Below are 12,332 nucleotides of genomic sequence, written 5' to 3'. Positions count from 1 at the left end.
CGCATACTATGCTTTTCCTTTACAATTGCAAAAACGCGTTGAATTGTTTCTTAGTGACACGTGTAGATTTAATTACTATCATATTGATGATGTTCATGATTTAAATTTTCCGTAATCCTATATCAACTCAAATTATATAAAAACGTAAACTAGTTGATTGGAGCGCAGGCGGCGACTTCTGCAAAGTATAGCATGAGCAGAAGACCCCGCAGGAGCATAGCGATGAGGAGACTGAACCATGCTCGTCGAAAAGTGTCCGTCGTAGCGAAAAGCAATGGCTTCATACTAGATACTTCTATATTTAAAAGAAAAGAGTCGGTAAACAAACCCAAATTTTTGAGTTTGTCTGCGGTCTGACTGCTCTTAGATTCTAGCAGCAGTTTTTTAATTTGAAACAACACGTATTATTTGTTACACTTAGTTTATAATAATTCTAATGTAGAAAGTTGAATTATAGTTCTTCATGACATGTTCACAAATTTTAGAGGAACTCTTGTCGAATTGTGCTATAATGAGATTTGTGAATTAGAACGTGTGAGGTGTTATTCATGCATACAATCGTAGTAGGCCTGAATTATAAAACAGCGCCAGTTGAGATTCGTGAAAAGTTATCATTCATAGAGAGTGAACTACCACAAGCAATGGAAGCGCTACAAAAACAAAAAAGTATATTAGAAAACGTCATTGTTTCGACATGTAACCGTACAGAAATTTATGCTGTTGTGGATCAATTGCATACAGGGCGTCATTTTGTAAAACAATTTTTAGCTAAGTGGTTCAACTTGCCTGTGGAGACATTTTCTTCTTATTTAACAATTCGTGAAGAAGATGAGGCATTAGAACATTTATTCAAAGTGACAGCTGGAATTGATTCAATGGTTCTTGGTGAAACGCAAATTTTAGGACAAGTAAAGAAAAGCTTCTTAAATGGACAAGAGATTGGGACGACAGGAACGGTTTACAATCAGTTATTTAAACAAGCAGTCACATTTGCGAAGCGTGCACATAATGAAACAGCTATTGGTGAGAATGCGGTATCAGTTTCTTATGCAGCAGTAGAACTAGCTAAGAAAATTTTCGGATCTTTACAGCGAAAACATGTTGCCATTTTAGGTGCAGGTAAAATGGGTGAACTTGCAATTGAGAACTTATACGGAAGTGGCGTAGGGAAAGTAACAGTCATTAACCGTACGTTTGAAAAAGCGGAAAGTTTAGCTGCAAAATTCCAAGGTGAAGCAAAATCAATGAAGGAATTACAGTGTTCACTATTAGAGGCAGATATTTTAATAACGTCTACAGGCGCAACAGATTTCGTCATTGACTATGAATTAATGCAATTTGTTGAACGTTTACGTAAAGGTAAACCTTTATTTATGGTAGACATTGCGGTGCCTCGCGATATTGACCCACGAGTTGGGGATTTAGCGAACGTTTTTTTATATGATATAGATGATTTACAAGGCATTGTAGAGGCAAACCTAGCTGAGCGTGAGCGAGCAGCAGCTGATATTACACAAATGATTGATAAAGAAGTTGTGCAATTCAAAGATTGGTTTGCAACGCTTGGTGTCGTGCCAGTCATTTCTGCATTACGTAAAAAAGCGAACTATATTCAAGAAGAAACAATGTTAAGTATTGAAAATAAAATGCCGGATTTAACGGATCGTGAACGTAAAATTTTAAGTAAGCATACAAAATCCATTATAAATCAGTTGTTAAAAGAGCCTATTTTACAAGCTAAAGAAATGGCAAATTCACCAAAAGCGAATGAACAGTTACGTTTATTCCAACAGATTTTTGGTATTGAGGATGCTGTGGAAGCAGAAGTCGAAGCGATGAGTAAGCAAGAAATCGAGCGTAAGGAACGATTACAGCAAACACAAACTTCTTCTGAGACAAAATACTCTTTCTGAAGTGCTAATAACAGCTTGAGTGCGAAAGCGAAGCGACAGTAGTAAATCTTTTTCCGTGCCGAAAGCGTCAGCGGCAGGTACAAACGGGCGCGAAAGCGCCTTTTCTAATTGTAATTTCATGAGGCGTTTTCGTATCTGTATGGTAAACTAAGGATACGAAAACGTCTTTGTTTTCTAGGCTGAAGTACTATTTGAAGTTACTTTAGCAATTTTCGATATAAAGAAGGGATGTCTATTGGCTGATTTGACAATGACAAGGCTCTACGAAGTGATGATCGTCTTGTATGCGATCAGTCTTGTATTTTACTTTACTGATTATTTTTATAAACAAGTGAAAGCAAGGCGAATTGCTTTTTGGCTAGTTTCATTTGTATGGGTAATTCAAAGTGCCATTATTTTATTAATTTTTGTGGAGACGAAGCGTTTTCCGATACTATCCTTGTATGAAGGAATTCTTTTTTACTCATGGCTACTTGTGACGCTGTCGATTATTCTGCATTGTATAGCGAGAGTTGATTTGCCGGTATTTATCATTAATATACTAGGATTTGTGTTCGCTAGTATTTTTACATTTATGCCGAAACGACCGACTGGAGCAGTAGAAGAAACATTAATATCGGAAATGCTCTTTATTCATATTTCCTTTGCGATTTTGTCGTATGCCGCTTTTACGCTGACATTTGTTTTTGCGATATTATATTTAGTTTTATATCGTTTACTTAAACAAAAAAAATGGTCGCATTTATGGACGCGTTTACCATCTTTACAACAAACGAGCAATTGGATGAATGTTTCATTTTTTATTGGGATTCCAATGTTATTTATAAGTTTAATTTTAGGGGTAGAATGGGCACTACTAACGCTAGAGCGTCTATCTATTTTTGATGCGAAGGTAATTGGGTCCTTTATCATTTTAGTATTATATTGCTGTATTTTATATGTGAATCGTAAAGGTAAGCTGACAGGTACAAATTATGCATGGGTGCATATTTATGCTTATTTGTTAGTTGTGACCAATTTCTTTTTAGGAAGTAGTTTATCGCGATTCCATTTATGGTATTAGAAGAAAGGTTGGAGACTTGTGAGAAAAATTATTGTAGGTTCTAGGAGAAGTAAGCTAGCATTAACACAAACGAATTGGTTCATTAATGAGTTAAAGGCAGCAGGTGTGCCATTTGAATTTGAGATAAAGGAAATTGTCACAAAAGGCGATCAAATTTTAGATGTTCAACTTTCTAAAGTTGGTGGCAAAGGGCTTTTTGTAAAAGAAATAGAACAAGCCCTATATGACAAAGAAATTGACTTTGCTGTGCATTCAATGAAGGATATGCCAGCAGTACTGCCGGAAGGATTAGTAATTGGATGTATTCCACCGCGTGAAGATGCACGTGATGCTTTTATTTCAAAAGGACATATAAAATTTGCAGATCTGCCAGCAGGATCTGTTGTTGGTACAAGTTCCCTTCGTCGTAGTGCTCAACTCTTAACGGTGCGCCCAGATATAGAGATTAAATGGATTCGTGGAAATGTGGATACACGTCTGGCGAAACTTGAAACAGAAGAATATGATGCCATTATATTAGCGGCTGCAGGGCTGAAACGCCTTGGGTGGAGCGAAGATGTTGTCACTGAATTCTTATCTGTAGAAGATTGTTTGCCAGCAGTAGCGCAGGGCTCTTTGGGCATTGAATGTCGCGAAGATGATGCTGAGCTATTAGTTGAACTAGCTAAATTGACAGATAACACTACATGGCAAGAAGCACATGCTGAGCGTGCCTTTTTAGCGGCTATGGATGGTGGCTGTCAAGTACCTATCGCAGGGTATGCTAAATGGAATGGGGAAAAAATTACACTGACAGGTTTAGTTGCAGCGCCAGATGCTTCGGTAATTTATAAAGAAACGGTAGTAGGTTCAAAACCAGAAGTGGCTGGAAAAGAGCTTGCTGCTATTTTAACGAAGCAAGGAGCCTTTGATTTAATCCAACGTGTGAAGGCAGAGCAAGATGCAAAATAATTTACCTTTAAAAGGTAAAAAAATAATTTTGACAGGTACATCTAAAACTTCAACAATTATTGATGACATAACAGCTTTAGGTGGCCAAGTAGTCATTACCCCATTGATTGAAACCTGCGAACTCATAGATAGAAATGATGATGTGCATTTAGAGTTTGCACGTCAATTTAAGTGGTTAATTTTTACGAGTCAAAACGCAGTTGATGCTTTTGCTAGTAAAATGAAACGATTTAATTTAAACGCAAGGCATTTTCAAGGGAAAATTGCATCCATTGGTACGAAAACAACTGAAGCATTAGAGCAGCTAGGGTTCCATGTTAGCTTTATGCCTTCAGTGTTTAGTGCTGATGTTTTTGTCAAAGAATTTCCAAGTGTGGCGGTAGGCAATCCAACATGTTTATTTATTCGCGGTGAAAAAGCGAAAAAGACATTAAAGGAAGGTTTACCGTTGGAACTTAAGGAATGGACGGTCTATGAAACAATTGAACGTCACGACCAAAAACAAGTAATTATCAACACTATTCGTTCACACGAGGATGTAACAGTGATTTTTGCTAGTCCATCTGCTGTTGATGTATATGCGATGGATGTAGCATCTGTAATTGGCTGGGAGGCCACCCGTGTGGCGGCAATCGGTCATATTACAGAGGCAGCAATTTTAAACCACGGTGCTAATGTGGATGTTATGCCTAGTGTGTATACAATGCAAGCAGTCATCGAGGAAATAATGAAAGAAGAGGAAAGAAAATGACACAATTACAATTTCAAAGACATCGTCGCTTGCGTTCGAGTGCAGCGATGCGATCTATGGTAAAAGAAACTTACTTACACAAAGAAGACTTAATTTATCCGATTTTTGTCATTGAAGGCGAAAATATTAAAAAAGAAGTTCCTTCTATGCCGGGAGTTTTCCAATTTTCATTAGACAACCTTGGTGTTGAAATTGATGAAGTTGTGACTTTGGGGATTCCAGCAGTTATTTTATTCGGCTTACCAGCTGAAAAAGATGCGGTTGGTACAGGTGCATTCCATGATCATGGTATTGTGCAAGAAGCTACACGTCTTATTAAAGCGCGTCATCCTGAACTTTTAGTTATTGCGGACACATGCCTTTGTGAATTTACCGATCATGGTCATTGTGGATTAATTGAAGGCGAACAAATTTTAAATGATCCATCACTAGATGTTTTAGCGCGCACAGCGGTATCTCAAGCAAAAGCAGGCGCAGATATTATTGCACCCTCTAATATGATGGATGGATTTGTTTCGGCAATTCGTGCAGGTTTAGACGAAGCGGGCTTTGAAAATGTGCCGATTATGTCATATGCAGTAAAATATGCTTCAAGCTACTATGGCCCATTCCGTGATGCAGCTGACGGAGCACCACAATTTGGCGATCGTAAATCATATCAAATGGATCCATCGAACCGTATGGAGGCATTCCGTGAAGCAGAATCAGACATTGCAGAAGGTGCGGACTTCTTAATCGTTAAGCCAGCACTTAGCTATTTAGACATTATTCGTGATGTGAAAAATAACTACCCATTACCGATTGTTGCCTATAATGTTTCAGGTGAATACGCAATGATCAAAGCAGCAGCGATTAATGGCTGGATTGAAGAGAAAAAAGTAGTGCTTGAAACATTACTTAGTATGAAACGTGCTGGTTCTGATTTAATCATTACGTATCATGCAAAAGATGTAGCAAATTGGTTGGAGGGAAAATAAATGGCGCGTTCTTATGAAAAATCAAAACAAGCATACGCAGAAGCAGTAAATTTAATGCCAGGTGGTGTAAGTAGCCCAGTCAGAGCATTTAAATCTGTAAACATGGATCCAATTTTCATGGAATCTGGTCACGGTGCGATTATAAAAGATATTGATGGTAATGAATATATCGACTATGTATTATCATGGGGCCCGCTAATTTTAGGGCATACTCACCCCGAAGTAGTAAAAGCGATTGCTGAAACAGCAGCGAAAGGCTCTTCTTTTGGAGCACCTAGCTATACGGAAAATAGACTAGCAAAATTAGTGTTGGATCGTTTACCTGGAATGGAAATGATTCGTTTTGTGTCATCAGGGACAGAGTCAACGATGTCAGCTCTACGTGTAGCACGTGGTGTTACAGGGCGCGATAAAATATTAAAATTTGAAGGCTCATATCATGGACATGGTGACTCGTTACTTATTAAGGCAGGATCTGGTGTGGCAACATTAGGTTTACCTGATAGCCCTGGTGTACCAGCAGACGTTGCTCGTAACACATTAACAGTGCCATACAACGATTTAGACGGTGCAAAACAAATTTTTGAAAAATTCGGTGCTGAACTTGCGGCAGTCATCGTAGAACCAGTAGCAGGAAATATGGGTGTCGTTCCACCACAACCAGGCTTCCTGCAAGGTTTACGTGATTTAACAAAAGAGCATGGTGCACTCCTAATCTTCGATGAAGTTATGACTGGATTCCGTGTGGACTATGGCTGCGCACAGGGGTATTTTGATGTAACACCAGATATGACAACTCTAGGTAAGGTTATTGGCGGAGGTCTTCCTGTTGGTGCATTCGCTGGTAAAAAAGAAATTATGGAGCAAGTGGCACCAATAGGTCCTATTTACCAGGCTGGGACATTATCAGGTAATCCTTTAGCGATGACAGCTGGTTATGAAACTTTGTCTAGACTTGATGAAAGCACTTATAAGTACTTTAAAAAATTAGGTGATCAACTAGAAACAGGCTTCCGAGCTGCCGCGACGAAATACAATATTCCACATACGGTAAATCGTGCTGGTTCAATGATTGGTTTCTTCTTTACGAATGAAGAAGTAATTGACTTTGCCTCAGCAAAAACGGCTGATTTACAATTATTCGCTGAATATTTCCGATTAATGGCCGAAGAAGGTATTTTCTTACCACCTTCTCAATTTGAAGGCTTATTTATTTCTACAGCGCATACAGAAGAGCATATCGCAAAAACCGTTGATGCCTTCCATAAAGTCTTTGCACAACTAGCAAAATAATTTGTACTTAGAGCCATCCATTTTGGGTGGCTTTTTTTTTGTCAAAATTATAACTTTCAGCATAGCCAATTTGTGGACAAAATCATATATAATAAAGCTATTCAGAAAAGAAAGTAGTGGTTTTAATGGCAACAGGCACACATATAGTAGAAGTACCCGTAGAGATTGAAAATGTATGGGATTTCGTTAGTGATATGGAAAAATGGGCAAAGCTTGTCCCAGGTTATAGCGCGCATACGATGATAGATGATAAAAATTCTACATGGACATTTAAAGGTAATGTTGGTGTACTGAAAAAAACAGTAGAAGTAGAGATTACTATTTTAGAGTGGGCAGCACCTTCAAAAGTAACGTTTGAATTAAAAGGTATCTCTGATAATTTCACAGGAAACGGCTATTTCCTTGCTGAAAGCATCGACGCACAAAATACAAGAATGACAGGCTTTTTAGAAGTAACAGCAGGCGGATTGGCAGGACCTGTTTTAAATCCAATTTTTAAACCAATTGTACCGAAAGCAACTCAAATGTTAACAGATCGAGTAGCTAATAAAATAAAAATGGTAAACGTATAAAGAAAAACTTTACTCGCAGGAGATTTCCGATCACCAAGCACATGCTTATGTTGTTATTGCAGTAGGTGTCGAAATCTCATACTGCCTTTATGCCACATTAGAAGTCATGGTAATATTTTGTACGCACAAAGTATAAAACAGAGCTGTTCGAAAAGTGAAAATAGCATGCTAGGAGTACTTCCTAGTATGCTATTTTTTAATATAAAGGTAAAAATCCACGGAGACTTCTGATGCCGCTCATGCCTTGCTCACGGCAAAAGTAAAGCAAAATCATATTGTTTGAGGGACTTTCCCCACTCAAGATGATAGATGACAACAGGAGGCCAATCAACTGACCGTAAAAGCCCGATGGTTTCAACTAATAATCAGTGGGGGGAAGAACCCCCCACTGAGTGAAGTTTCACTGTATCCGAAAGAAAAAGCAACATTTGAACGGAAAAAATATCGCGAAACAACAATATCTAGCTTCATCTAAAGCATACAACCTTCTTGAAAGTCATATGATGCAAAGGGAGGGATTATTATCGAACAGAAAACTTGGAATATGCGTGAGACATTTTGTTTTCCAGGGTATGGTTGCCCAACAGAAATTGCAGCTGTACAGATTAAGCCACAGTGGCAAGCTACGCAGCTAGATGATTCAGTACGTTTAGTCGGTATTTACCATATTACTTCACATGTTCGCTTTGATTTTCAAGACTTGCAAAATTTTATGGATGTTGAAGATCTAGTTAAAATTGATGCACTTGATATTCAAGGAGATACAGGATATTTTGAGTATGCTGTACCATTACATGTCGATTTACCGAAAGATGCCGCTATTGAAGATTTAATGGTGAAAGACGTTCGTCCGACACTGGCCAATCAAATGTGTCAGTTGGAATGGACAGTTACAAGTATTTTTAGTGAACCAGAGCTTGTAGTAGAAAAAGCCTTAGTTTTAGAAGAACCGGTTGCTCCTGTAGAAGTGGCTGTTCATGTAGAGAAGGCTGCTCCTGTTGAGCAAAAGATAGTGTTAAGGGAATCTTCTAGTCACACTGCTGTGCGCGAGTCCAGCTCTTGGGATGAAGTGCCAACAATGATTTGGGATTTAACAGAAAATTACACACCGTTAAAAGTCCGCGCTTCAAATGATATCATTTAAAAGTAAATAGCAAAGAAGAAGCAGTAGCAATAAGAAGATTAAATCGCCAGAAGTTGGTACGATGATGATACGCACAAACTGAAATGCACAAATCGGTATAATAATCGTTCTGCAGTAGAAACGAATTTGTCGTAGCCAAGGTGGTAAAAACCAGGGATTGTATTTACGTCGTCGCATATGAATATTCACTTCCTTTTCTATTTACTTTTTACAGACTAGCTAAAAATAACTAAATCACTTGAAAAAGTGCACGATTTTGCGTTACAATGTGGAAAGTCGAATATAGATGCTATGACAGGGAAGAGTAAATTATTCGCACATTTTTAGAGAGGAAACGGTAGCTGAAAAGTTTCTATTTGTGCATAATTGAACGTAGCCTTCGAGCAGCTTTAGTGAACTAACAGTAGTTAAAGCCGGTTAAACACCGTTATCGAATTAAGAGCCAGTAGAAGTAAGCATAAGTAAATCAAATATCATTCCATTTCTGGTGACTAGGGCTAGCAAAAAGCGCTGTCAGACAAGAAATGAGGATGTACGCGATCGCTTAACTTAGCCCTGCTGGAATTAAAGGTGGTACCGCGAACTAAACTCCTTCGTCCTTTTGTAGACGCTAGGAGTTTTTTTTATTGTCCAAAAATCATGTTTAAACATTTCTTGGCAATAAAGCCTCTAGTAGATATTCAGATTTTCAAAGGAGTTCATTGTGTAAACACAATGGAAAATCTGGACAGCAAAATCGTTTTAGCTAATTTGATGTATATCAAAAATTTTTAGTCAACAGGAGGAGTCAAGATGACAGAAAACATTTCAATGCCAACGAAATACGATCCACAGTCAATTGAAGCGGGGCGCTATGAATGGTGGTTACAAGGTAAATTTTTCGAAGCACAACCAGACAGTGGGAAAGAGCCATATTCAATCGTTATCCCACCACCGAACGTAACAGGGAAATTGCACCTTGGTCATGCGTGGGATACAGCTTTACAAGATATTTTGACTCGCATGAAGCGTATGCAAGGCTATGATGCACTATGGTTGCCGGGTATGGACCACGCTGGGATTGCAACACAAGCAAAAGTGGAGGCCAAACTGCGAGAAGACGGTATTACACGTTATGATTTAGGGCGTGAAAAATTCCTCGAAAAAACATGGGAATGGAAAGAAGAGTATGCAGGACATATCCGTCAACAATGGGCGAAGCTTGGCCTAGGGTTAGACTATTCTCGTGAGCGTTTCACACTCGACAAAGGCCTATCGGATGCTGTTAAAACTGTATTCGTTCAATTATATGAAAAAGGGTTAATTTATCGTGGTGAACGTATTATTAACTGGGATCCTGCTGCAAAAACAGCGTTATCAGATATTGAAGTTATCTACAAAGATGTTCAAGGTGCATTCTACCATATGAAATATCCATTAGCAGATGGTTCAGGATACGTGGAATTAGCGACAACACGTCCAGAAACAATGCTAGGTGACTCAGGCATTGCGGTGCATCCGAAAGACGAGCGCTACCAACATTTAATTGGAAAAACAGTTATTCTACCGATCATTGGCCGTGAAATTCCAATCGTAGCAGATGACTACGTAGATATGGAATTTGGTACTGGGGTAGTAAAAATGACACCAGCCCATGATCCTAACGACTTTGAGGTCGGCAACCGTCATCACTTAGAACGCATTCTTGTGATGAACGAAGATGGGACAATGAATGAGCTCGCTGGCAAATATAACGGAATGGATCGTTTTGAATGCCGTAAGCAAATTGTTGCCGACTTACAAGAGGCTGGTGTGTTAATCAACATCGAAGAGCATATGCATTCAGTAGGTCACTCTGAACGTTCTGGTGCTGTTGTAGAGCCGTATCTTTCAGCACAATGGTTTGTTAAAATGCAACCACTTGCTGATGCTTCATTAGCGCTACAACAAGACGAAGAAGGCAAAGTGAATTTCGTTCCAGCTCGCTTTGAAAACACATATTCTCGCTGGATGGAAAATATCCGTGACTGGTGTATTTCACGCCAATTATGGTGGGGCCATCAAATTCCAGCCTGGTATCACAATGAAACGGGTGAAATTTATGTGGGTAAAGAAGCACCAGCAGACGCAGAACATTGGACGCAAGATGAAGATGTCTTAGATACATGGTTCTCAGCTGCACTATGGCCATTTTCTACAATGGGTTGGCCAGACGAGGCAAATGAAGAGTATAAGCGTTACTACCCAACAAGTACGCTTGTAACAGGCTATGACATTATTTTCTTCTGGGTATCTCGTATGATCTTCCAAGGTATTGAATTTACTGATCAACTTCCATTTAAAGACGTATTAATCCACGGTTTAGTACGTGATGGAGAAGGTCGTAAAATGAGTAAATCGCTAGGTAACGGTGTAGATCCAATGGACGTTATTGAAAAATACGGTGCCGATTCGTTACGTTACTTCTTAGCAACAGGTTCATCACCAGGGCAAGACTTACGTTATACAACAGAAAAAGTAGAATCAGTTTGGAATTTTGCTAATAAAATTTGGAATGCTTCTCGTTTCGCGTTAATGAATATGGACGGCATGACATATGATGAAATCGACTTAACTGGCGAAAAATCAGTGGCCGATAAATGGATCTTAACTCGTTTAAATGAGACAATTGAACGTGTGACATCGCTTGCTGAGCGATATGAATTCGGTGAAGTAGGCCGCGAGCTTTACAATTTCATCTGGGATGATTTCTGTTCTTGGTATATTGAAATGGCGAAATTACCAATGAATGGTGAAGATGAAGCAGCGAAGAAAACTACTCGTTCTATTTTAGCTTACGTATTAGATCAAACAATGCGTCTATTACATCCATTTATGCCATTTATCACGGAAGAGATCTGGCAACACTTACCACATGAAGGTGAGTCTATTACAGTGGCTGCATGGCCAACTGTACGCACGGATCTTCATTTTGCGGATGAAGCGGACAATATGAAGCTCCTTATGGATATTATACGTTCAGTGCGTAATATACGTGCGGAAGTAAATACGCCAATGAGCAAAAAAGTACCATTATTCATTTCTGCAAAGGATGCAGCTACGGTTGCCGTTCTTGAAGCAAATAAAGCATATCTTGAAAAATTCTGTAACCCTGAGTCGTTAACAATCGGTGAAGGCTTAGAGACTCCTGATCAAGCTATGACAGCAGTCGTGACTGGTGCTGAGCTATTCCTTCCACTTGTAGGTCTCATTAACCTAGAAGAAGAAATCAACCGTCTAGAAAAAGAATTAGAAAAATGGGCAAAAGAAGTGAAGCTTGTTAGTGGTAAGTTGTCAAATGAGAAATTTGTTTCAAAAGCCCCAGAAGTTTTAGTCAATGCAGAACGTGAAAAATTAGCAGACTATGAAGATAAACATGCTGTAGTATTAAAACGCTTAGAAGAACTAAAAAATATGTAATCATATAAGGCAGTGGATGACGAATAAAGTCATCCATTGTTTTTTCTTTTTTTGAATCAAAAGATACATAATGATTTTGGGTAAATTAAATAGTGGCATTTAAAATGATTAGTATAATAAGTGAAGGCAAACCATTCGAAAGGGTGGGATGCAAAACCTAGGGTCTAAAGCGAAGAGATATACAATCTTTCATGCTAGGATCGCCTAGTTGCCAATTGATGAGATATTTA

10 protein-coding genes, 1 riboswitch and 1 other annotated feature are annotated in these 12,332 nt (G+C 38.8%); of the genes, 9 read left to right on the top strand and 1 reads right to left on the bottom strand.

Annotation, left to right across the window (positions count from 1 at the left end; genetic code table 11):
• Positions 1–548: 548 nt before the first annotated feature.
• The 8 genes from hemA to H131_RS15230 all read left to right on the top strand — a co-directional run bounded on the left by hemA (position 549) and on the right by H131_RS15230 (position 8,664).
• On the top strand, positions 549–1,913 hold the full coding sequence (gene hemA / locus H131_RS15265) for a glutamyl-tRNA reductase (RefSeq protein WP_010860071.1): 1,365 nt from the start codon (positions 549–551) through the stop codon (positions 1,911–1,913).
• Positions 1,914–2,148: 235 nt separating this feature from the next.
• A complete protein-coding gene (locus tag H131_RS15260; RefSeq protein ID WP_010860070.1) occupies positions 2,149–2,976 on the top strand; it encodes a cytochrome C assembly family protein in 828 nt (275 codons plus the stop codon).
• An 18-nt stretch (positions 2,977–2,994) separates the two neighbouring features.
• Positions 2,995–3,927: a hydroxymethylbilane synthase gene (gene hemC / locus H131_RS15255; RefSeq protein ID WP_010860069.1), complete on the top strand. Its 933-nt coding sequence runs from the start codon at positions 2,995–2,997 to the stop codon at positions 3,925–3,927.
• A complete protein-coding gene (locus H131_RS15250) occupies positions 3,917–4,678 on the top strand; it encodes a uroporphyrinogen-III synthase (RefSeq protein ID WP_010860068.1) in 762 nt (253 codons plus the stop codon). The genes hemC and H131_RS15250 overlap by 11 nt, the downstream gene beginning before the upstream one ends.
• Complete coding sequence (gene hemB / locus H131_RS15245; protein ID WP_010860067.1) at positions 4,675–5,655, top strand: porphobilinogen synthase; 981 nt, start codon at positions 4,675–4,677, stop codon at positions 5,653–5,655. Before H131_RS15250 ends, hemB begins: the two co-directional genes overlap by 4 nt.
• Positions 5,656–6,948 carry a glutamate-1-semialdehyde 2,1-aminomutase gene (gene hemL, locus H131_RS15240; protein WP_010860066.1) on the top strand — a complete coding sequence of 431 codons (1,293 nt, stop codon included), beginning with the start codon at positions 5,656–5,658 and terminating at the stop codon, positions 6,946–6,948.
• 125 nt (positions 6,949–7,073) lie between these two features.
• Entirely contained in the window at positions 7,074–7,520 is a 447-nt protein-coding gene (locus H131_RS15235) for an SRPBCC family protein (RefSeq protein ID WP_010860065.1), read from the top strand.
• Between the two features lie 544 nt (positions 7,521–8,064).
• Positions 8,065–8,664: a hypothetical protein gene (locus H131_RS15230; protein WP_036130471.1), complete on the top strand. Its 600-nt coding sequence runs from the start codon at positions 8,065–8,067 to the stop codon at positions 8,662–8,664.
• Here the strand turns inward: H131_RS15230 and H131_RS23825 are convergent.
• Positions 8,647–8,841, bottom strand: a complete 195-nt coding sequence (locus H131_RS23825) for a hypothetical protein (protein ID WP_080647676.1) — start codon at positions 8,839–8,841, stop codon at positions 8,647–8,649. The two genes, H131_RS15230 and H131_RS23825, sit on opposite strands and share 18 nt — an antisense overlap.
• A gap of 105 nt (positions 8,842–8,946) precedes the next feature.
• Positions 8,947–9,268, top strand: a binding site (T-box leader).
• 188 nt (positions 9,269–9,456) lie between these two features.
• Here H131_RS23825 and H131_RS15225 point away from each other — a divergent pair.
• A complete protein-coding gene (locus tag H131_RS15225) occupies positions 9,457–12,102 on the top strand; it encodes a valine--tRNA ligase (protein ID WP_036130467.1) in 2,646 nt (881 codons plus the stop codon).
• Between the two features lie 115 nt (positions 12,103–12,217).
• A riboswitch (cyclic di-GMP riboswitch) is annotated at positions 12,218–12,318 on the top strand.
• Positions 12,319–12,332 lie beyond the last annotated feature (14 nt).

Source organism: Lysinibacillus sphaericus OT4b.31, from assembly GCF_000392615.1.
Lineage (GTDB): Bacteria > Bacillota > Bacilli > Bacillales_A > Planococcaceae > Lysinibacillus > Lysinibacillus sphaericus_B.
This window is presented reverse-complemented; position numbering and strand designations above follow the sequence as displayed.

What these genes read in the sequence shown, in the direction of transcription:
- H131_RS15230 (WP_036130471.1), top strand. Translation starts at nt 8,065, where the DNA reads ATGCGTGAGACATTTTGTTTTCCAGGGTATGGTTGCCCAACAGAAATT.
- H131_RS15250 (WP_010860068.1), top strand. Translation starts at nt 3,917, where the DNA reads ATGCAAAATAATTTACCTTTAAAAGGTAAAAAAATAATTTTGACAGGT.
- hemL (WP_010860066.1), top strand. Translation starts at nt 5,656, where the DNA reads ATGGCGCGTTCTTATGAAAAATCAAAACAAGCATACGCAGAAGCAGTA.
- hemA (WP_010860071.1), top strand. Translation starts at nt 549, where the DNA reads ATGCATACAATCGTAGTAGGCCTGAATTATAAAACAGCGCCAGTTGAG.
- hemB (WP_010860067.1), top strand. Translation starts at nt 4,675, where the DNA reads ATGACACAATTACAATTTCAAAGACATCGTCGCTTGCGTTCGAGTGCA.
- H131_RS15225 (WP_036130467.1), top strand. Translation starts at nt 9,457, where the DNA reads ATGACAGAAAACATTTCAATGCCAACGAAATACGATCCACAGTCAATT.
- H131_RS15235 (WP_010860065.1), top strand. Translation starts at nt 7,074, where the DNA reads ATGGCAACAGGCACACATATAGTAGAAGTACCCGTAGAGATTGAAAAT.
- H131_RS23825 (WP_080647676.1), bottom strand. Translation starts at nt 8,841, where the DNA reads ATGCGACGACGTAAATACAATCCCTGGTTTTTACCACCTTGGCTACGA.